This is a genomic window from Streptomyces acidicola, assembly GCF_009377235.1.
In the GTDB taxonomy this organism is placed as follows: Bacteria; Actinomycetota; Actinomycetes; order Streptomycetales; family Streptomycetaceae; genus Streptomyces; species Streptomyces acidicola.
Genome location: NZ_VMNX01000170.1, coordinates 1 through 20,538, shown reverse-complemented (window position 1 = coordinate 20,538; position 20,538 = coordinate 1). Strand labels below are relative to the sequence as shown.

Here is a 20,538-nt window from a genome sequence, read left to right as displayed (position 1 = left end):
GGCGTGGGCGCGCTCGGCTCGGGGGGCGCCTCGCGTATGCGGTGCCCGGCCGGAGTCAGGAAGTGGTCGTGCGGCGGGCGGGGGTGCCGGAAGGCGAGGCCCCGCTTGACCAGCGCGGCGAGCTGCGCCTCCGTGCCCTTCAACCGGCCTGTCACGGGGTCGGCTGCGTCGATGACCCGGCGCTGGGCGGCGGTCGGCGGTCGTGTCACGGCACACTCCTTCCCCGGGGGAGCCCCTGCGAGCCCCTGATGGAGCGCCTTCCGCTCCTCCCACCCCTGCTGCCGAGACTACGAGGCGGCTCTGACATTCCACCCGGCGACGACCGGACGCCCGTGCTCCGTGCCGAGTCGGCTGACCGTGCCCGTCCCGAGCTGGAAGAACGCACCGCCCGACGGCGGCAGCCCCAGCCACCGCGCGGTCAGGACCCGCAGGAAGTGCCCGTGGGCCACCAGCGCCACGCTGTCCTCGGTGTCCGCCGCGGCGGCCCGCACCTTGGCCAGCATGCGGTCGGCCCGCGCCCCGACCTCCTCCGGGCTCTCCCCGGGGTGCTCGGGCGGTCCCGGTGCGACGCCGTCCGTGAAGAGGAACCAGTCGGGCCGGGTGCGGTGGATCTCGGCGGTCGTGACGCCCTCGTACGCGCCGTAGTCCCACTCGCTCAGATCCGCGTCGACCCGCACGTCGTACAGCCGCGCCAGGCCCGCCAGATCGGCCGTCTCCCGGGCCCGTTTCAACGGACTGACGAAGACGGTGCCGATCCGCTCCGAGCGGAGGAGCGGCGCCACCTCGCGCGCCTGAGTCCGGCCCTCGTCGGTGAGCGGGAGGTCCGTCCAGCTCGTGTGCTGTCCGGACAGTGACCATGCGGTCGCGCCGTGCCGCACCAGAAGCAGGTCACCCATGGCCGCGCTCCTCCCTTCGCCCTCCGGTCGGTGATCGACCCATGATCACCAACAGGATGCCGGGCGCCGGCATTCCCCGCCTCGGGGAACCCTGGGGACCCCGGAGGACGGGGACTCCTTGGGACGCCTACTGCCGGTATCCGCTCAGGAAGCGTCCGATCCGGCTGATCGCCGCGTCCAGGTCGTCCACGTGGGGGAGCGTGAGGATGCGGAAGTGGTCGGGGGTCGGCCAGTTGAAGCCGGTGCCCTGCACGACCTGGATCTTCTCCCGCAGCAGCAGGTCCAGGACGAACTTCTCGTCGTCGTGGATCTTGTGCACGCTCGGGTCGATCCGGGGGAACGCGTACAGCGCGCCCTTGGGCTTCACACACGACACGCCCGGGATCTCGTTGAGCTTCTCCCAGGCGCGGTCGCGCTGTTCGTGGAGGCGGCCGCCGGGCGCGGTGAGGTCACGGATGGACTGGCGGCCGCCGAGCGCGGCCTGGATGGCGTACTGGGCGGGGGCGTTGGGGCACAGCCGCATGGAGGCCAGCATGGTCAGGCCCTCCAGGTAGTCCTTGGCATGCTGCTTGGGGCCGGTGATCACCAGCCAGCCGGAACGGAAGCCCGCCACGCGGTACGTCTTCGACAGGCCGCAGAAGGTGAGGACCACGAGGTCGGGGGCCAGGGAGGCGGCCGAGTGGTGCACGGCGTCGTCGTACAGGATCTGGTCGTAGATCTCGTCGGCGAAGACCATCAGACCGTGGCGGCGGGCGAGGTCGAGGATGCCCTCGACGATCTCCTTCGGGTAGACCGCTCCGGTGGGGTTGTTCGGGTTGATGATGACCACGGCCTTCGTGCGGTCCGTGATCTTCGACTCCATGTCCGCCAGGTCCGGGTACCACTCCGCCTGCTCGTCGCACAGGTAGTGGACCGCCTTGCCGCCCGCGAGCGTCGTCACGGCGGTCCAGAGGGGGAAGTCCGGCGCGGGGATCAGGACCTCGTCCCCGTCCTCGACCAGCGCCTGCACGGCCATCGACACCAGCTCCGACACGCCGTTGCCGAGGAAGACGTCGTCGACGCCGACCTCCAGGCCCAGGTTCTGGTACCGCTGGGCCACGGCACGGCGGGCGGAGAGGATGCCGCGCGAGTCCGTGTATCCGTGCGCCTGGGGGAGCATCCGGATCATGTCCTGGAGGATCTCCTCGGGCGCCTCGAAGCCGAAGAGCGCGGGATTGCCGGTGTTCAGGCGCAGCACGCTGTGGCCCGCCTCCTCCAGCGCGTTGGCGTGCTCTATCACCGGGCCCCGGATCTCGTAACAGACCTCGCTGAGCTTGTTCGACTGCCGGAACTCCATGCGCTCTCGCCCCTCCGGTATGTGGTGTTGCTTGGTTTTACCAAGTAGCAGCTTGGAAAGTCCAACAACATGTCTACACTGCGTCGCATGTCACCTCGCCGAAGCTACGACCAGTACTGTTCCGCCGCCCGGGCACTCGACGTCGTCGGTGACCGCTGGACCCTCCTGATCGTCAGGGAACTGCTGGCCGGACCTCGCCGCTACACCGACCTGCACGCGGACCTGCCGGGTGTCAGCACGGACGTACTCGCCTCCCGGCTGAAGGACATGGAGCGCGACGGCCTGACGACCCGGCGCCGGCTGCCTCCGCCGGGCGCGGCGTACGTGTACGAACTCACCGGCCACGGACGGGAGTTGCTGCCCGTGCTCCAGGCGCTGGGCGAGTGGGGCGCCCCCCTGCTGGGGGAGCGGCGGGCCACCGACGCCGTACGGGCGCACTGGTTCGCGCTGCCGCTGTCGCGGGTGCTGCGGGACGCGGGCGCGGGCACCGGACTCGTCGAAGTGCGGCTGGAGGAGGGGGAGTTCCACCTGTGGGCCGGTGACGAGGACGGGCCGGTGTACGGGGACGGGCCGGCGCCGGAGGAGCCGGACGCCCGGTTGTCCTTCGACGCGGCGGCCTGCGAGGCGGTGGCCCGAGGGGAACTGAGTCTCCCGGAGGCGGTGCGTGAGGGGCGTGTGGAGGTGCTGGGGGAGGGCGCACTGGCCAAGGAGTTGCGGGAGGCGTGAGTGCCGCCTCGACGGGGAGTGGCCCGCCGAACCGGCAGGGTTCGGCGGGCCACCCAAAGGGGCGCAGCCCTCAGCCGGACGGTGCAGGTCAGGCGCCGGGCGGCACCTGTGAAGGCCGTCCCGACCCCCGTGTCAGCGCGTACCCGCCGACCCCGGCGAGGGCCGCGAGCATGCCGCCCACCGCGGTCCACACCCAGCGGTCGGACCACCATCCGGAGGCCCAGCCGTCGTCGGGTTCGAGCGAGGACAGCACGGCCGTCGGCGAGTCGTCCGACCCCTCGGCCTCGTCGGACTCCTCGGTGGTCATGGCGATCCCGGGCACCAGCGGCTCCGCCAGTGAGCCGTCGACCGCCGCCGAACCGCCGATGTGCTTCGAGTCGACCTGGATCTCCGCGTTCACCGGCACACCCAGGTCGGCCGTTCCCAGGTCCGTGGCGGTCAGCCGGACGTAGTACGTCCCCGGCAGCGGGTCGTTCGCCCACTGCTCCGACCAGGCGCGCACCGTGCGCAGGGTGCAGGACAGGTCGACCGACCCCGCGTCCGCCCCGGCGACACGCGTCTGTGCTCCGTACTGGCAGGCCTGACGGCGCCGCAGCCCGTCGTACACGTCGATCTGCCAGGTGGCCGAGGACCGCGCGGAGTCCGGCAGCTTCACCGTCGCCTTCACGGTGGGCCGCCCGCCCGCGTCCGCGGGGAACGACCAGTACAGGTAGTCGCCCGTGGAGGCGCTCGCCGTCGCCTTCTGCCCCTGCTCGATCTCCGTCGCCGTACGGAAGGACGTGCCCGCCTCGGTCGGCGCGTCACCGCCGTCCGAACCGTCGTCCGACGGGCTCGCGGAGGGCGAGGAGTCGGCGACGGCGGGCGACATGGTGCCGCCGAGCAGCAGGAACACACCGGCCGTCACCGCTCCGGCAGCCGTCCGCATTCCGCGTGTGGTCCGTCTCATCCGTATCGTCCGCATCAGTTGGTCCTCCAGACCGCGACCCGCCAGCGCGACAGCCAGCCCCACAGCACGCCCGCCAGGAAACCGGCCGGCACCAGCACACCCAGCAGCCACCAGCCGCGCCCGAGACCGAACGAGGCCACGTCGCTCGACCCGCCGGGCCCGTCCACGACGTCGATCGTCAATTCGAGGGGCAGTCCGGGCGTCGTCTTCACACCGGCGGCCGGGGAGAAGGAGTTGGTGACCTGGAGGCACACGGTCTCGGCCGCGGGCTTGACGTCGTCCTCCACGTCGTCGTCGAGTTCGGCCTTCGGATAGCGCAGACCCGTCGAGAGCGCGTCGGTCCGGCCGTTGCCCGCGGCCTCGCCGCGCACGATCTCCCGCCCGTGCACGGTCACCGCGCGCAGCAGTAGACCGTACGACGGGTCGACCCGGCGGTCCGCCGCGACGCTCACCGAGGCGCGCAGCTCCTGGCCCGGCAGAACGTCCACCCGGTACCAGCGCTGCTGCCCGAACTCCTCACGGTCGGTGTAGAGGCCGGACTGAAGGGTCGGTGCCTTGGCACACGCGCCGGCGCCCTCCACGCCCTTCGGCACCACGACCGGTTCGGCGGCGCGGTCCACCAACTGGTTGACGCGTTCGGTGAGTTCGTCCGCGTGCTCCACCGAGGTGTACGTGCCGCCGGTCGCCTCGGCGATGCAGCTGAGCTGGACGCGCAGCTTCGCGTTGGGCACCAGGCCGAGCGTGTCGATGGTGAGGCCGATGCCCCTCGCCGCTATCTCGCGGGCCACCTCGCACGGGTCGAGCGGGGCGCAGGTGTCCTCGCCGTCGCTGATCAGCACGATGCGCTTGGAGCCGTTGCCGCCCTCCAGGTCGTCGGCCGCCTTGAGCAGCGCGGGACCGATCGGGGTCCAGCCGGTCGGTGTGAGCGTGGCGACCGCGGTCTTGGCCTCGGTGCGGTCGAGCGGGCCGACCGGGTAGAGCTGCGCGGTGTCCTTGCAGCCCGTCTTCCGGTCGTCACCGGGGTAGTCGGCGCCCAGGGTGCGGATGCCGAGCTGAACGTCCTCCGGGGTCGCGTCGAGCACTTCGTTGAACGCCTGCTTCGCCGCGGCCATGCGCGAGTCGCCGTCGATGTCCCGTGCCCGCATCGAGCCGCTGACGTCGAGCACGAGGTCGACCTTGGGCGGGTCCTGGGCCGTCGTCTCGTCGGCCAGGGCCGTGGTCGGGACGGCGATCCCGGCCGCCAGGGCGGCGAGCAGGGCGCAGACGCCCGCCGCCAACCGTTGTCTTGTGATCATCGGCGGATCTTATTGAGCAGGAGGGGTGGGCTACAAACGAGTGATCGCTCAGATCAGGGGGCTCGGTAGCTCGGCCCAGCTGTCCCCCGGCCGCTCGGGCGACAGCCGCATCAGCGTCAGCGCCTTCGTGGGCACCGGACCGTCCAGCAGCGTCCCGAGGTCCAGCGTGCGCGGCAGGTCCCGTACGACGGCGGAGAGCGCTTCGCGGAGCGCCGGCATCGAACCGGCCGTCGCACCCAGGGTTCCCGCGACCAGGGAGCCGAACAGCTTACGGCGCAACGTCGTCTCGTCGTCCGTGACGATCCGGCCGGTCAGTTCCGGGACCGGGACACCGTGCCGGGCCAGCCGGGCCGGGCTCACCCGGATGTCGGCCAGGTCGCGGTAGACGAGGCGCACGGGGGCACTCGTGGGGGACAGGACCACGAGCAGGTTCTGACCGTGTGCCTCCAGGGCCACGCCCAGGTCGAGCAGCCGGAGGCAGACCGTCAGCGTGAGACGGGTGAAGTCGGCCAGCCACGAGGGCGACCGGGGCAGACCGGTCGTCGCGAGCGCGGCCACCGGGACGACGCGTTCGCCGCCGTCCGAGTCCGCATACGCATCCGGCGACTCGCGCACGACCGCCGACAGAGCAGGGGAACCCGTGGCGACCGCGCCCAGGGTGCGGGTGATGTGCAGCAGACCGTCCGCGCGGACGGCGATGCGCTCCATGAAGGCCGAGACCGTCGCCGATGTCTCGATCGAGTAGACCGAGATGTCCCGCACGGCGGAGGTCAGCCGGGTGCTCAGGGCCGTTTTGACGTGCGGACCGTCGTCGGGGAGGGCGAGCGTGCGCAGCGACATCAGCGGATGGGCCGTGATCCCCTCCTCCTGGCGGGACTTGAGCACGTGGGCCGCCTGCCAGGGATGGACCGGGATCAGCACGCGCCCACCGTCACGGAACCGTTCCGGCCAGGCGCCGACCACCAGACAGTCGTTCACCGGGGCCAGCCCCAGCCGTACGAGCGGCCGGTGCTCCGGCCCGTACGCGAGCTGCTCGGCCGCCGAAAATCCGGGCCGGGAGCGGCAGTTGGGGTGGAAGGGGTGACCATCGACCACCCCCTGCTCCCACTCCCGGCTCGTCACCGGGGGCTCGGCGGGGGTCTGGTTCGCGCGGGACAGCGCCAGGGACGCCGCGCTGTGATCGAGTTCGGCTGCGAAGGCGGCACCGTGCGGGACGGCCAGCGCGGTCATGAGCCGCGCCGGACGGTCGTACGGTATGTCGTCGAGCCGCACCTCGTAGACGTACGCGGCGGTGGCGTACGGATCCGCGGGCGGGCCGTGCAGCCGGCGGCCGTCGGCGAGGTGGAGCGTGAGACCTTCACGGCCCGCCTCACGGCGCGTGATCCACGGCAGCGGCTCATGGGCGAGCCCCCGCCACAGCCGCGACAGCACGGCCGCCCGGGCACCGGGGAGCTCCGCCGCGTACGGCCGCGTCAGGCCGGGGCGTACGGCGTACAGCTCGGCACCGAGCGCGGCCTCGGCATCGGACGTCGGACGACGGTGCACGAGCGGGCTCCTCGGGTACGGGGGACGGTGACAGGACGGCGTACGACCTCTGCCCGCACGGCTTCGCCGCCAATGGTGAGGGCAGACATACTGGTCAGGAGTGCATCGTATGGAGCGAATGGACCCCCGTGGACGGCAACCACCCCCGTGACGACCTCGGCACCCTCGCCGATGCCCGTGCCGCCGCACCGTTGCTGAACTGCCTGCTGCGGGAGGCGGCCGAGCGCGTCGAGGACGGCGTGTACCGGCTCCGCGCCAGCGGCCGCCTCCTCCGTGTACGCGGCACGCGCCGCCCCACGGAGCCCGAGCTGCGCACGGCCGGGTCCTGGTATCGGCTCACCCATCCCGAGCTCGTCAAACTCACCGCCGAGGAACTCCGCCTGTTCACCGGACTGTCCAATTCCGAACTGCCCGCCGAGATGCTCGACAGCCGCGACGCCGTGGCAGCCCTCCTCACCGCCCGGGCCCACGCCACGGCACCCGCCGACCCCTACCTCCGCTCCGAACAGTCACTCGTCATCGGGCACCCCCACCACCCGGCGCCCAAGGCACGCGGCGGCGGCCCGGTCGCGGCCTGGCTGCCGTACGCGCCCGAGGCGTACGCCGCCTTCCCGCTGACGCTGCTGGGCGTGCGCGAGGACACGGTCGTGGAGGAGGGCGACACCACGGCCCTGGACGCCCTGGGGGCGGCCCCGCCCGGCTACCGTCTGCTGCCCGCCCACCCCTGGCAGCTGGACCTCGTCGCGCAGGACCTGGCCCCCGCCTTCGCGGACGGCCGGCTCGTCCGGCTGGGCCGTACACCCGCCCCGGTACGCCCCACGGCGGCCATCCGCACCGTGTACACCCCTCAGGACGACCTCTTCCTCAAGTTCAGCCTGGACGTGCGGATCACCAACGACGTGCGCCGGCTGTGGCGGCACGACCTGCTGAAGCTGCGCCGTACGGACACGGCGGTCACGACGGCGTTCGCGGAGCTGCCGGGCGCCTGGCTGAGCGACCGCGGCTACCGGACCGCCGACTTCGCCTTCGAGGAGCTCGCCGTCCTCGTCCGCGACGGCCTGCGCACCCACCTCGCCCCCGGCTCGACGCCCCTCCTCGCCGCCGCCCTCGCCGAGGGCTTCGACGGCAGCCCGCTCGACCGGATCACCGACCCGGTCGCCTGGTGGGAGGCCTACCTGCGTGCGGTCGTGCCCCCGGCGCTGGGCGCGTTCCACGACCACGGAGTCGTCCTCGAAGCCCACCTCCAGAACACCGTGGTCGCCGTCGGCCCCGACGGCACACCCGTCCAGGCTCTGTTCCGCGACGCGGAGGGCGTGAAACTCGTACCGGACGTGGGCCGTGCGGCGGGCTGGGAACGCCTGGTGTACTGCCTGGTCGTCAACAACCTGCTGGAGATGGCGGAAGCCGTCGCCGAACGCCACCCGAACCCGGATCTGTGGTCCGTCGCCCGCCGTGCACTGGCGCGCCACCGGCAGATCCCCGAGATCACCGGCCTCCTCGACGCCCCCACCCTCCCCGGCAAGACGAACCTCCTGCTGCGCTGGACCTCCGCGGACGGCGCGGACGCGCGGTACCGGCCCGTGGCCAACCCGCTGCGACAGACACCCAGTTGATCTGCTGCGTAGAGTTGCGGCGTGGCTGACGACGACCAGACGCGGGACGACGGGGACACCCACAACAGCGTGGGCGGAGAAGCACACATCGACACCCTCGTACAGTCCAAGTACATCGGCCGGCTGTACCTGAACCAGCCGGAACAGGGACCCGCCCTGCGAACTCCGCAGCAACTCCGCCCGGACGACGGACACTTCGTGGGGCGGGAGCAGGAACAGCTCCTGCTCCTGCGGTCCGTGAGCGCCTGGGAGGACGACGAACGGCCGCTGGTGGCCACACTGCGGGGCCTGGCCGGAGTGGGCAAGACCACCTTGGGACACCGGGTCGCGCGGACGCTGCGGAAACAGATGGGCGGGGGACAGGGCCAGGTCGGAGTCCTGTACGTCGATCTGGAGCATCACCGGCGCGACGGCGGCGTGGACGTGTCGGAAGCACTCGCGCACCTGCTCCGAGGATTCGGACTGCGGGGCGCGTGGCTGCCGACGGCCGTGGAGGAACGCGCCGACCGGTACCTGGAACTGACGCGGGACCACCGGCTCGTCGTGGTGATCGACAACGTACGGTCCGGGGCGGAGGCCGTGCCCCTGCTGCCGGACTCGGAGAAGAGCGTGGCGGTCCTGGTGAGCCACGCACCGCTGTACGATCTGGCCCGCCCGGACGTCGTGGACGTACACCTGGCACCCCTCACCGACGAGGAGGCGCTGCGGCTGCTGAGCGAGCGGGCAGGGGGCGCGCGACTCGCCGAGGACCCGGAGACGGCTCGTCGGCTGATCCGCCTGTGCGGGGGGCTGCCCCTGCTCCTGGCCGCCGCGGCACAGCAACTGCGGCGCCACCCGCTGCGCCGACTGGTGAGGGTGTTCGACGAGTTCGGCCGGAAACTGCGGGAGGCCGGGCTGCCCGAGACCGAGGCCGTACTCGACACGGCCTACGACGACATGAGCGAGCGGGGACGACTGCTGTACCGCCTCCTCGCCACGGCACCCGACGCGCCGCTCGCCCTGGCCGCGGTCGTCGCCCTCCTCGGCGAGGACCGGAACGCGGCCGATGACGCCGTGGAGGAACTGCTCGCCGCGGGCCTGGCCGAGGTGCACGACGGCCATCTGCACCTGCACGGGCTCGTCCGCGCACACGCGGCACGGCGGGCGACCGACCAGGGCCTGAGCCCGGCGTCGGCCGCGGCGGCACGGCTGCGCCTCGTCCGCTGGTACCTGCGTCAGGCACAGCTCGCCGACCTGGTGATCGCCGGAACGCGCCTGACGCTTGCCGAGCGGGCCGACGAGCTGCCGGGCGCGCCGGACGCCAGGTTCGCGGACAAGGGCCAGGCCCTGCGCTGGCTCGAATCCGAGCGCGCCGCGCTGTACGCCTGCGTACGGCTCGCGTACGAGGACACGGCCGACACGGAGGCATGGGCTCTGTGCGAGCCGCTGTGGACGCACTACCTGGACCACCCGCACTACGAGGACGTCCTGGACGCCTTCGGCACCGCGATCGGGGCGGCCGCCCGCTCCGGACACCTCGCGGCCCTGACCCGTATGCGCTGCCAGCGCGCCCGGCCGCTGTGGGAGCAGCGCCGCTTCACGGAGGCGGAACAGGAGCTGACCGCCGCGGTGAGCGCGGCCGAGGCACTGTCGGACGAGGAACGGGACCGCAGACTGCGGGCCTCGGCCCTGGAGTTCCGGGGCAAACTGCACGCCGTGCAGGAGCAGTGGGAGGACGCTGTCCCCTACTACGAGGAGTCCCTGAGCATCCACCGCGGGATCGGCAACGACTACGGTGTGCTGCTCCTCACCCACCTGAGCGGCCAGGCAGCCGCGGGCCTCGGCCGACTGGATCGCGCCCGTGACCTGCTGGCGAGCGCGCACGCGATGGCCCTGGCGGGCGACCGGGAGCGCATGACCGCCCGCACCGGCTTCGAACTCGGCCGGGTGCTGGAACGGCTGGAACGGCCCGCCGAGGCAAGCGAGTTGTACGAGGCCGCGCTCGCCGGTGCGCGCCGAAGAGGCTCGACGTTCGACGAAGCACGCATCCTGGACACCCTGGGCGGCCTCGCCGAACGCGCCGGGGACGAGGCCGCCGCTCGCGCCCATCGCGAGAGAGCCGCCCGGATTCGGGTCGCGCAGGGAGGCACGCGGAGGTGAACGCGCTCCCACCCGCCGATCGGCGACGGCTCACACCGGGGCCGGCCGTACTCGCCAACCGCGCGCTCCGACAAGGCAGTTGACGGCCGAACGGAGCGATGCTTCGAGCTCTTCCAGGGACAGCGCGTGCACGGCCGACAGTACGGTCGCCGGGTCGGGCAGGACGGCCCCGCCTCGTCCGGTCAGCGGCTCGATCCGCAGGGTCAGCGGTCCGCCCGCCCAGTCGCGCCGCCGCACGAGGCACCGTTCCGGCGAAAGGATCACCCCGGCGGTCCGGCAGCCGGGGTGACAGGCGAGGGCCTCGGCAGTCCAGCTCTCGGGCGTACCAGGGGAGTCCTCCCGCCAGCGCCGGTACAGCAGCCCCGCGCTGTGTACCGCCCGGACGCCGGCTGCGTCCGCCTCGGCCGCGAGGTGGTGCGGCGGCGGTACGTCGATCCGCGCGGGGCGCCGCTCGACGCGCAAGCCGCCGCTTGCGCGCTCGACCCGCACCCCGAACGCCGCGGGCGGCCCGGCGGGCCGCCGGGGGACGGGCAGCAGACGGGGGACCGCCGCCCCGGACGGGCGGGGCAGCCCCAGACGGACATAGATTTCCGTGCGCAGCCTGTCCAGCGCATCACCCTGGGCGCCCGCGTCGAAGGCGTCGCGTGCGGCGGCGGGACCGACCCCCGGGCGGTACGCGGCGAGCGTCACCCCGAACCGGTCGGCCGGCCCCAGACGGGGCACGGAGGCGAGCAGCCGGTCCATGGGCGTGCCCGGCAGCAGTTCGGTCCCGCCGTCGTACACACCCAGCACCGGACGGTCCAGGGCGGCGGCGTACAGCGCTGCCGACCCGTGGTCGGAGACCACGGCGTCCGAGGCGATCAGCAGCGTGGCCCACTCCTCGTGCGGCCGGGCGAGCACGACTTCGCGGGGCAGCCGCTCGACCAGGTCGAACGTGCCGGAGTCGCTGTGCGTGTTGGGGTGGGCGACCAACGCCAACTGGTATTCGTCCATGGGTAGTTCACCGCACAACCGCTCAGCGAGACCCGGGCGGCGGGAGAGCAGCGACTCGGGGCCCCAGGTCGAGACGAGCACGATCAGCCGACGCTCGCCCGTACCGAGCGCGGCACGGTAGCGGTCGCGGAGCGTACGGGACTCCAGGATGCGGTCGAGCGTCGGATCACCGACGACGGTGGCGCGGGCGGCGGCCTCCGGACACCGTTCGGCGAGCCGAGTGATCTGCTGGGGGTGGGCGAGCGCGTGCAGTGCGGCCAGGGGGCGGCCGTCGCGCAGCAGGTACTCCGGGTCGAGACCGGACGCCGAGTCCGCGGCGCCCTCCCCGCTGACGGTCTTGCCGAAGCCCGCGCCGTGCGGCAGCAGCACCACGGGGCCGTCGAGCCGGTCCAGGTCGCCCTTCGGGCTCGCGGCGACGATGAGGTCGTACGACTCCGCCAGGGCCCTCTCCCAGGGGACCGTCCGCGCCCCGGCCGATTCCAGCGCCGCCAGCGCGTCCACGCCGAAGTCGGACCCCGGAGCCAGCGTGAACAGCCGCCGCACTCTGTGGTCCCCCTCGAAGACGGGTAGCACGTCCAGCAGCCGGTGCAGGGCGGCCGCGGAACGCACGGGAAAGAGCACCCGCCGAACCGGCTGCCCGCTGCCCGCTGCCCGCTGCCCGCTGCCCGCTGCCCGCTGCGGAAGCGTTCATCCTAGTCTGTCCGGGGGCCTTTGCGGTGGCGTTTGCCCAGGTCAGTCCGGGTATGTGGGAGTCGGCGGGCGGCATGTCCGCGATCGTACCCAGGGCGGGAGCCCACGGAAAACGCCGGCCGGCCGACTCGGCGGCTGTTCTACGGTGGCCGGTGTGCTGCGCGAAGTGACCGAAGTGACCGCCGTACCCTCGGCGGGCCCGCTGCCGCTCAGTGGGACGCCGAGCGCGGGTGAGCCCCGGCGAGCACGTCCTGTGCGGCTGCCAGGGTGGCGAGAACGTCCTGGGCGGCTGCGTGGAGGGTGGCCTCGTCCGGCGTGGCGGAGGTTTCGAGGGCTGTTCTGATCGTGTGACCGAGCAGGTCCGCCCGGTGGTCCGGGGGGAGTTCCTCGCCCGGGGGGACGGCGATGCCCCCCGTGATGAACCCCGTCAGCACCGCGTCGATCGTGTAGATCTGGTCCGCGGCCGACGCTGTGACGGTCATCAGCCCGTGCGCGCGCCATACGTCGACGAGGCGGGTGAGCAGGGTGTGGAAGCCGAGCTCCTGGATGACGGGAAGCCCGCTCGCGGTGATGGCGAGCGCGCCGAGGACTTCACTGTCACCGGCATGGACGGCCCGGGCGACGGGATTGCGAGCCTGCTGCAGGAAGACCTCCCGGACCAGCCTGCTGGGCAGGGCGGAGGACGGGTCCTGCTCGATTCCGGCGGTGACGGTGCCGAGCTGCACGTGGAGTTCGCGCCGCAGTAGTTCGGTGAACAGCGTCTCTTTCGTCTTCCAGTGCAGGTAGACGGTTCCCTTGCCGATGCGGGCGCGGCGGGCGATCTCGTCGACGGTGACCCGCTTGTAGCCCCACGCCACCAGCAGTTCGCGCGCGGCCTCCAGGATGCGCTCGGCGCGTTCGTTGTCGGCCTGCGGGGAAGCGGCCGGGCGATCCAGGGTCATGAGCACAGCATCCCATCCCACAGGTTGCGTGACCAAATATCGAAACTGGTCATCCGGTATCGATCGCGGGTATGGTCGAGGCATGACCTCCTCGTCGCTCCCCCCACAGGGCGCCCGGCGCGCACTCGTCGTCGGATCGGGCATCTCCGGCCTGGCCGCGGCGCTGAGCCTGCACCGGGCCGGCTGGCAGCCCCTGATCATCGAGCGGGCGCCCGAACGCCGTACCGGCGGCTACTTCGTCCGTTTCAACGGCCCCGGTTACACCGCCGCCGAACGCCTGGGCCTCCTGGACTCGCTCCCGGACCGCCGCGACCCCGAGGGGCGCATGTTCGAAGTCGACTCCCGTGGTCGCCTCACACCTGGGCTGGCCTTTCCCGAACAGGTCAACGGCACCCCGATGCGGATGCTGCTGCGCAGCGATCTGGAGCGCGTCCTGTACGAGGCGGTCCAGGATCGGGTGGAGATCCGCTACGGCACCGGGCCCGCCGCCATCACCCAGGACCGCAACCAGGTGACCGTCACCCTCACCGACGGGTCCGTGGAGAGCGCGGACCTGCTCATCGGTGCCGACGGCATCCACTCCACCGTCCGCTCCCTGGTCTTCGGCCCCGAGGACCTCTACCGAGAGGACTTCGACCACGTCGTGGCCGCCTGCGTCATGGACGGCCCGCTGCCCGGCATGCGCGAGGGCGACGCTCTGGTCGCCACCGCTCCCGGCCGCTCCGCATGGATCAACAGCTATCGCGACCACCCCCCGGTCGCCTTCCTGCTCTACCGGACCGACTGGCCCGCCGCGGAGATCCGCAAGAAGCCCTCCGAGGCGCTGCGCCAGGCGTTCGCCGGCTTCGGCGGGGATGTCGTGCCCGCCATGCTGGAGGCGATGGGCCGCTCCGAGTCCGTCCTGTTCGACCAGGTCGGCCAGATCCACCTGGGCCGCTGGAGCCAGGGCCGGGTGGTCCTGCTCGGCGACTCCGCCTGGTGCATGACCCTGCATTCCGGCCAGGGCTCCGGCATGGGCATCGCGGGCGCCGAACTGCTGGCCCGCATGCTCACCGACCACGACGATCTGTCCGCCGCGCTCGGCAACTGGGAACAGCGGCTGCGTCCATTCGTCACCCGCCACCAGAAGGAGGCGCTGCGCATGCAGCACTTCTTCATGCCCGCCAACAGGCTCGGATACGTCGCCCGCCGCGGCCTCATCCGTGCGACCAACACGTCCGTCGGCGCCAAGCTCGGCAAGGCCCTGATGAACAGCACCACCCGTCCGGCCCCGGCCCGGGCCCGCACTTGGAGCAGCTGAGACGGGGAAGGAGCACAATCACCACGGGGAGACCGTCCGCCACCCCCGCCCCATGAAGGAGCCCCGCACATGGCTACCTGGAATCCCGACGAACTGAATCGCATCACCACCGCCAACGAACTGGACATCGCCGCGCGGCGCCCCGACGGCACTCTCCGACAGCCGACCACCATCTGGGTGGTCCGCGAGGGCGACGATGTGTATGTGCGCTCGTACCGCGGCGCGCAGGGGTCATGGTGGCGAACCGCCAAGTCCAGCCACGCGGGCCACATCTCCGCAGGCGGCGTGGAAAAGGACGTCACCTTCACCGAGGTCGGAAATCCGGCCGTCAACGACCGGGTCGATGCCGCCTACCGTGCCAAGTACGGCCGCTACAGCGGTTACGTCGAGCCCATGGTCGCCGAGCAGGCCAGAGCCACCACTCTGCGGCTCACACCACAGCCGTGATCTCGGCACAGGAGGCGAAAGCCGGGGCTGGACGGCTCGTGGCAGAAGGCCGCGACGCCCCCCAAAGGAAATTGGATAGGGCAATCCGATTGCTAGACTGGTGGCCATGAATCCTGGCGCCCACCCCGACGCTCCCGTCGCCCAGCCTCTGCGCAGTGACGCCGAGCGCAACCGGGGGCGGATCATCGCCGCCGCGCGCATGGTGTTCGCACGGGACGGCCTGAACGCCTCCATGGCCTCCGTGGCCCGTGAGGCAGGCGTGGGGATCGCCACCATCTTCCGCCACTTTCCCGCGAAGGAGGATCTGGTCGCCGCGGTCTTCTCCGACCGGATGGACGCCTACGCCGACGCTGTCGCCACGGCCCTCGGCGATCCCGACCCCTGGCACGGTTTCGTCGGCTACATCGAGGCCGCCTGTGCGATGCAGGCCGCCGACTACGGCTTCGCCGACGTGCTGACCATGACGTTCCCCACCGCCAAGGCCTTGGAGCAGCGACGTGACGAGGCGTACGAGGGCATGGTGGAGCTCATTGGCCGTGCCAAGGCGACGGGCCGTCTGCGTGAGGACTTCGACCCCTCGGATCTGGTCCTGATCCACATGGCCAACGCCGGCGTCGTCAACGCCACCGGCGACGCCGCCCCCGACGCCTGGCGACGCGTCGTCGCCCTGATGATCCAGTCCCTCGCGGCCCCCGCCCGCGGTCCCCTGCCCGCCTCGCCCGAGCATGAGGCCCTCTACCAGGCCATGCTCCGGGCCGGCCCAGCGGGCAACATGGCACCGCCGCCGCGCAAGAGCAGCTGATCTCAGGGCCGTACGTCGGGGCGCGTCGCAATGGCGTCGGGAGTGCGTCCACGATCCGGCGGCGGTCGGCCGGGCACGGCCCGGCCGTTGCGTCCCCGGGGTTATGCCGACGTGGTCTTCGGCGTGATGGTGTCGGGGCTGGTGCGGGTCTTGAGGATGAAGTCGAACTCCGTGCCCCCGTAGGGACTTTCAAAGCCGTGTTCGGCGACGTCCTCAGGGCCCTCGTGCAGGACGGTGTCGGCCTGAAGTGCGGGAGGGGCCGGCGCCCCTTCCGGGCGGCCGCACCGAAGGACGGCTTCCACGTGCTGCGGCACACCTACGCGTCGATCATGCTGGAGGCGGGGGAGTCGGTGGGTGACGCCGGCGGGATGGCTCGGGAGCTCCTTCCCGGATGTCACGCTTGGTCACTATGCTCACTTCATGCCGGAGGCCGGAAGCAAGGGCCGCACCGACATCGACGGACTGCTGGGGAGACAGGGGGACGAGCGTGCCGGTCGAAACTCCCCAGATCCTCCCCAGGTCTGATCGGGGACTTTTCCCGGATCGCGCCGCGTTGGAGCTGGTTGTGGAATATAAGGTAAACGAGCTACGGGGCCTTGGAAGATGCTGAGAGAGGTCACCGCCAACCGCTACGTCGCACCCCTCCGGTCCGGTGGCTCCGTACCCGGAGTCGTCGAGGCCGACGACCTGGGCACGTACGTCGTGAAGTTCACGGGCTCCGCGCAGGGCCGCAAGGCGCTCGTCGCCGAGGTGATCGTCGGCGAGCTGGCACGGGCCCTCGGCCTGCGCTTTCCCGAGCTGGTCCTCGTGCACTTCGACCCGGAGATCGCCGCGCACGAGCCCCACCAGGAGGTGCGGGAACTCCACGGGGCGAGCGCGGGAGTCAACCTCGGCATGGACTACCTCCCGGGCGCGAAGGACTTCACCCCGGAGATCGCGAAGACCTTCCCCGTGGACCCGCTGGAGGCGGGCCGGATCGTCTGGCTGGACGCGCTGACCGTCAACGTCGACCGTACGGTGCACAGCTCGAACCTGATGATCTGGCCGACCCTAGGCACCGTGCCCCCGCGCCTGTGGCTGATCGACCATGGCGCGGCCCTCGTCTTCCACCACCGCTGGGACACCTCGGCACCCGACAAGGCGTACGACTTCCGCCACCACGCCCTGGGCCACTACGGGCCCGACACACGGGCCGCCGACGCCGAACTCGCGCCTCGCGTCACCGAGGAACTGCTGCGCGAGGTCGTGGCCGAGGTCCCCGACGCCTGGCTGGGCGACCACTCCGGCTTCGCGACGCCCGGCGAGGCGCGCGACGCCTATGTCGCGTATCTCTGCGCGCGCGTGAAGGCGTCCGCGAGCTGGCTGCCGACCGACTTCCCCAGCCGCGAGCAACTGGCCGCCGAGAGCGCCCTGCGCGTGGCGCAGACCCAGCAAGGACGCCCGGACTGGCTCAAGCGGGTCCCCGACCTGCACGGCAAGCCCGCGGCCCGACAGGATTGGTCGGTGCACCTCGGATGACGGACGTGCAGCGCGTGGAGATCGAGTACTGCACCCAGTGCCGCTGGCTGCCCCGCGCCGCCTGGCTGGCGCAGGAACTGCTCACGACGTTCGAGGCCGAACTGACCGAGCTGTCCCTGAAGCCGGGCAAGGGCGGCGTGTTCGTCGTCCGCGTGGGCGACGAGGTGGTCTGGGACCGCCGCGAGCAGGGATTCCCGGAGCCAACGGCCGTGAAGAAGGCCGTACGCGACCGAGTGGCCCCGGGAAAGTCCCTGGGCCACTCGGACAGACCTGCGTGAGGGTCAGCCCCTGAGCTGCTCGTACGCCGGCAGCGTCAGGAAGTCCGCGTAGTCCTCGTCGAGGGAGACCTGGAGCAGCAGGTCGTGGGCCTGCTGCCAGTTGCCGGCGGCGAAGGCATCCTCGCCGAGTTCGGCCCTGAGGCTCTCAAGCTCCTCGGCGGCGACCTTGCGGGCCAGCTCCGGGGTGGCCTTCACGGATTCCCCGGCGTGCTCGAACTCGACGCCCGCGTTGATCCACTGCCAGATCTGGGAGCGGGAGATCTCGGCGGTGGCCGCGTCCTCCATGAGATTGAAGATGGCCACCGCACCGAGACCGCGCAGCCAGGCCTCGATGTAACGCATGCCCACCTGGACGGCGTTGACGAGGCCGTTGTACGTGGGCCTCGCGTCCAGGGAGTCGATCGCGATCAGGTCGGCGGCCTCGACGTGGACGTCCTCGCGCAGGCGGTCCTTCTGGTTCGGCCGGTCGCCGAGGACCTTGTCGAAGGACTCCATCGCGATCGGCACGAGGTCGGGGTGGGCGACCCAGGAGCCGTCGAACCCGTCGCCCGCCTCGCGGTCCTTGTCGGCGCGGACCTTCTCGAAGGCGACCTTGTTGACCTCGGGGTCCCGGCGGGACGGGATGAAGGCCGCCATGCCGCCGATGGCGTGGGCGCCCCGCTTGTGGCAGGTGCGGACGAGGAGTTCGGTGTACGCCCGCATGAACGGGGCCGTCATCGTCACCGCGTTGCGGTCCGGAAGCACGAACTTCGCTCCGCCATCACGGAAGTTCTTGACGATGGAGAAGAGATAGTCCCAGCGGCCCGCGTTCAACCCCGAGGCGTGGTCGCGGAGTTCGTAGAGGATCTCCTCCATCTCGTACGCGGCCGTGATCGTCTCGATGAGGACGGTGGCGCGGACCGTGCCCTGCGGGATGCCGACGTAGTCCTGCGCGAAGACGAAGACGTCGTTCCAGAGGCGGGCCTCCAGGTGCGACTCCGTCTTGGGGAGGTAGAAGTACGGGCCCTTGCCGAGGTCCAGCAGGCGCTGGGCGTTGTGGAAGAAGTACAGGCCGAAGTCGACGAGCGCGCCGGGGACCGGGGTGCCGTCGGCGTCGACGAGGTGGCGTTCGTCCAGGTGCCAGCCGCGGGGGCGCATGACGACCGTCGCCAGTTCGCCGTTCGGGCGCAGGGCGTACGACTTGCCGGTGCCCTCGTCGGTGAAGTCGATGTTCCGGGTGTACGCGTCGGCCATGTTCACCTGGCCGAGGACCACGTTCTCCCACGTCGGGGCCGAGGCGTCCTCGAAGTCCGCGAGCCAGATCCTGGCGCCCGAGTTGAGGGCGTTGATGGTCATCTTGCGGTCGGTGGGGCCGGTGATCTCGACACGGCGGTCGTTCAGGGCGTCCGGTGAGGGGGCCACCTTCCAGGAGTCGTCCGCGCGGATCGCGGCGGTCTCCGGGAGGAAGTCGAGCGTCGAGGTGCGGGCGATCTCGGCGCGGCGCTCCGCGCGACGCGCGAGGAGCTCGTCACGCCGGGGCGTGAACAGCCGGTGCAGCTCGGCCACGAAGGCGAGGGCCGCGTCGGTGAGGACCTCGTCCTGCCGGGGCAGGGGCTCTGCGTCGACGATGGCCAGCGGGGACGGCGCTGGTGCGGACATGACCTGTCACTTCCTTCAGCGAGCTGACGTGAGTACACCGAGGCACGGACACCGGCACCGGGTGCCAGGGACGCCGGATGCGGCGGACGGTGCCTGGAGGGCGGTCACCCGCTGCCGGGCAGTGCCTGATCAGTATCTGACCAGTGGATACTAGTTTCCTCATGGTGGAAGTTCAATGATTTGTTGACGTCGAGATTCTCCGGGTCGAGGCAGTGCGGCGCTCCGTGCCACCCCACTCACTCAAGGTGGACCAGATCGCTCTCCGTGTCGATGTCGTACGGCTGCGCCACGTCCCCGCACTCGACGAGGGTCACCTCGTCCGCGTGGGCCTTGAGGTACGCGCGTGCCCCTCGGTCCCCGGTCGCGGTCACGGCAATGCCCTCCCAGTGAGCGGAGCCGAAGAGCACGGGATGCCCCCTCTCCCCGTCGTACGCGGCCGCGGCGAGCGACCTCTCCGACCCGTACGCGGAGAGCACACGCGCCACCGCCTCCGGTCCGATCCCCGGCTGGTCCACCAGTGACACCAGTACGGCCCGGACGCCCGTACCGGCCAGTGACTCCAGCCCGGCCCGCAGCGAGGAGCCCATGCCCCGCGCCCACTCCGGGTTGTCCACGAGCGTGCAGCCGGGCAGCGCGGCCCGCTCGCGCACCGCGCCCGCCTTGGCGCCGAGGACGACATGTATCCGGGAACAGCCGCCCGTACGCAGTACCCCGACCGCGTGTTCGACGAGAAGGTGTCCCCGGTGGGGCAGGAGTGCCTTGGGGCGACCCCCGAGGCGCCGCCCTCCGCCCGCGGCCAGCAGCAGTCCGGCGACCTGGTCATTGGCGTCCGTCATCCCCCCTGCATACCCGACCTGGCGCGCGTGTGCGCGGGGTCCCTTCTGGTCGGTCCTGTGTCCGGGGGCTGAATTTAGGTCCGCATGGTGGCGCTCGCGGCTTTTGGTGGCGTTTACTGGCCCGCATCTCTGGGTGGCCGACCAGCGCCAGGGGAGCGTTGGGCCGTACGGAGACGTACTCGCGCGGGGCGACGTGTGAGGGGGAGGGCTGTGTTGCGGAGCTTGGGGCAGAGACCGGTGACCGGCAGCGACGAGGACCCGAGGGTGGTGGAGCTGAAGACCGCCGTGTCCCGGCTGCGCCGTGAACTCGCCGCGCATCCCGCCGAGTTTCCCGACCGGGCCATAGCCGAGGACGAGCTCGCTGCCCTCGCCGCGATGGCGGTCAGCGGCATCCCCGAGATCCCTCGCCTGCGCCGCTCCCTGCTCCTGATCGCGGGCTCCATCGGCTCGGTCAGCGCCCTGACGAAGGGGCTGGCCGATGTACGGAGTGCGGTGGAGTTGTTCGGGGGGCCGCCGCGGAGGTGATCGCGGGGTGGGTTTTCTCGCCCCCGCCGCCCCTACCCGTCCCATCCTTCCCTGGGGGCTGCCGCCCGGGGACC

Annotated in this window: 19 protein-coding genes and 1 pseudogene; 9 read left to right on the top strand and 11 right to left on the bottom strand. The window is 71.7% G+C overall.

The genetic code is table 11. The features are described 5' to 3' along the window. The 3 genes and pseudogenes from FPZ41_RS32780 to FPZ41_RS32770 form a co-directional block, all read right to left on the bottom strand. Positions 1-209, bottom strand: a pseudogene (locus FPZ41_RS32780) (hypothetical protein); the annotation flags it as partial. A 78-nt stretch (positions 210-287) separates the two neighbouring features. Then, the gene (locus tag FPZ41_RS32775; RefSeq protein ID WP_152867235.1) at positions 288-896 is read right to left on the bottom strand and encodes a histidine phosphatase family protein; all 609 of its coding nucleotides are present in this window, start codon (positions 894-896) and stop codon (positions 288-290) included. Between the two features lie 127 nt (positions 897-1,023). After that, entirely contained in the window at positions 1,024-2,232 is a 1,209-nt protein-coding gene (locus FPZ41_RS32770) for a pyridoxal phosphate-dependent aminotransferase (RefSeq protein WP_152867234.1), read from the bottom strand. Between the two features lie 87 nt (positions 2,233-2,319). Here FPZ41_RS32770 and FPZ41_RS32765 point away from each other — a divergent pair, with 87 nt between their 5' ends. After that, a complete protein-coding gene (locus FPZ41_RS32765; RefSeq protein WP_152867233.1) occupies positions 2,320-2,958 on the top strand; it encodes a winged helix-turn-helix transcriptional regulator in 639 nt (212 codons plus the stop codon). Positions 2,959-3,046: 88 nt separating this feature from the next. Here FPZ41_RS32765 and FPZ41_RS32760 read toward each other — a convergent pair whose 3' ends face one another. Genes FPZ41_RS32760 through FPZ41_RS32750 form a run of 3 tightly spaced genes read right to left on the bottom strand, consistent with a single transcriptional unit; the run spans position 3,047 to position 6,744 of the window. Further along, positions 3,047-3,904: a hypothetical protein gene (locus FPZ41_RS32760; protein ID WP_228023135.1), complete on the bottom strand. Its 858-nt coding sequence runs from the start codon at positions 3,902-3,904 to the stop codon at positions 3,047-3,049. Positions 3,905-3,918: 14 nt separating this feature from the next. Continuing rightward, positions 3,919-5,199 carry a VWA domain-containing protein gene (locus tag FPZ41_RS32755; RefSeq protein WP_152867231.1) on the bottom strand — a complete coding sequence of 427 codons (1,281 nt, stop codon included), beginning with the start codon at positions 5,197-5,199 and terminating at the stop codon, positions 3,919-3,921. A 48-nt stretch (positions 5,200-5,247) separates the two neighbouring features. Continuing rightward, complete coding sequence (locus tag FPZ41_RS32750; protein ID WP_322621020.1) at positions 5,248-6,744, bottom strand: IucA/IucC family protein; 1,497 nt, start codon at positions 6,742-6,744, stop codon at positions 5,248-5,250. Between the two features lie 128 nt (positions 6,745-6,872). Between FPZ41_RS32750 and FPZ41_RS32745 the strand changes: the two genes are divergently transcribed. Together FPZ41_RS32745 and FPZ41_RS32740 are read left to right on the top strand one after the other, a co-directional pair. Then, positions 6,873-8,357, top strand: coding sequence for an IucA/IucC family protein (locus tag FPZ41_RS32745; protein WP_322621019.1), 1,485 nt, complete (start codon positions 6,873-6,875; stop codon positions 8,355-8,357). 21 nt (positions 8,358-8,378) lie between these two features. Next, positions 8,379-10,496, top strand: a complete 2,118-nt coding sequence (locus FPZ41_RS32740) for a tetratricopeptide repeat protein (RefSeq protein ID WP_322621018.1) — start codon at positions 8,379-8,381, stop codon at positions 10,494-10,496. A gap of 30 nt (positions 10,497-10,526) precedes the next feature. Here the strand turns inward: FPZ41_RS32740 and FPZ41_RS32735 are convergent, their stop codons facing one another. Both FPZ41_RS32735 and FPZ41_RS32730 read right to left on the bottom strand, forming a co-directional pair. Further along, a complete protein-coding gene (locus FPZ41_RS32735; RefSeq protein ID WP_322621017.1) occupies positions 10,527-12,098 on the bottom strand; it encodes a translation initiation factor 2 in 1,572 nt (523 codons plus the stop codon). A gap of 290 nt (positions 12,099-12,388) precedes the next feature. Beyond that, entirely contained in the window at positions 12,389-13,120 is a 732-nt protein-coding gene (locus FPZ41_RS32730) for a TetR/AcrR family transcriptional regulator (RefSeq protein ID WP_194236287.1), read from the bottom strand. An 82-nt stretch (positions 13,121-13,202) separates the two neighbouring features. Here FPZ41_RS32730 and FPZ41_RS32725 point away from each other — a divergent pair, with 82 nt between their 5' ends. The 3 genes from FPZ41_RS32725 (at position 13,203) to FPZ41_RS32715 (ending at position 15,669) form a co-directional block, all read left to right on the top strand. Continuing rightward, positions 13,203-14,420 carry an FAD-dependent monooxygenase gene (locus FPZ41_RS32725; protein ID WP_194236286.1) on the top strand — a complete coding sequence of 406 codons (1,218 nt, stop codon included), beginning with the start codon at positions 13,203-13,205 and terminating at the stop codon, positions 14,418-14,420. Between the two features lie 69 nt (positions 14,421-14,489). Next, positions 14,490-14,867 (top strand): DUF2255 family protein, encoded by a 378-nt coding sequence (locus tag FPZ41_RS32720; RefSeq protein WP_152867228.1) that lies wholly within the window; start codon positions 14,490-14,492, stop codon positions 14,865-14,867. Positions 14,868-14,973: 106 nt separating this feature from the next. After that, on the top strand, positions 14,974-15,669 hold the full coding sequence (locus FPZ41_RS32715; protein WP_152867227.1) for a TetR/AcrR family transcriptional regulator: 696 nt from the start codon (positions 14,974-14,976) through the stop codon (positions 15,667-15,669). 101 nt (positions 15,670-15,770) lie between these two features. Here FPZ41_RS32715 and FPZ41_RS47415 read toward each other — a convergent pair whose 3' ends face one another. Continuing rightward, a complete protein-coding gene (locus FPZ41_RS47415) occupies positions 15,771-15,971 on the bottom strand; it encodes a hypothetical protein (protein ID WP_194236285.1) in 201 nt (66 codons plus the stop codon). Between the two features lie 301 nt (positions 15,972-16,272). On the opposite strand from FPZ41_RS47415, the gene FPZ41_RS32705 reads away from it, so the two are divergent. Then, positions 16,273-17,187: a HipA family kinase gene (locus FPZ41_RS32705; protein ID WP_152867226.1), complete on the top strand. Its 915-nt coding sequence runs from the start codon at positions 16,273-16,275 to the stop codon at positions 17,185-17,187. Next, on the top strand, positions 17,184-17,465 hold the full coding sequence (locus FPZ41_RS32700; protein WP_131560621.1) for a SelT/SelW/SelH family protein: 282 nt from the start codon (positions 17,184-17,186) through the stop codon (positions 17,463-17,465). The genes FPZ41_RS32705 and FPZ41_RS32700 overlap by 4 nt, the downstream gene beginning before the upstream one ends. A 3-nt stretch (positions 17,466-17,468) precedes the next feature. Here FPZ41_RS32700 and aceB read toward each other — a convergent pair whose 3' ends face one another. Together aceB and FPZ41_RS32690 are read right to left on the bottom strand one after the other, a co-directional pair. Beyond that, positions 17,469-19,103: a malate synthase A gene (aceB, locus tag FPZ41_RS32695; protein WP_152867225.1), complete on the bottom strand. Its 1,635-nt coding sequence runs from the start codon at positions 19,101-19,103 to the stop codon at positions 17,469-17,471. A gap of 236 nt (positions 19,104-19,339) precedes the next feature. Further along, positions 19,340-19,939 carry a nucleotidyltransferase family protein gene (locus FPZ41_RS32690; protein ID WP_152867224.1) on the bottom strand — a complete coding sequence of 200 codons (600 nt, stop codon included), beginning with the start codon at positions 19,937-19,939 and terminating at the stop codon, positions 19,340-19,342. Positions 19,940-20,176: 237 nt separating this feature from the next. Here FPZ41_RS32690 and FPZ41_RS32685 point away from each other — a divergent pair, with 237 nt between their 5' ends. After that, positions 20,177-20,464: a DUF5955 family protein gene (locus FPZ41_RS32685; RefSeq protein ID WP_322621016.1), complete on the top strand. Its 288-nt coding sequence runs from the start codon at positions 20,177-20,179 to the stop codon at positions 20,462-20,464. The last annotated feature ends 74 nt before the right edge of the window (positions 20,465-20,538 follow it).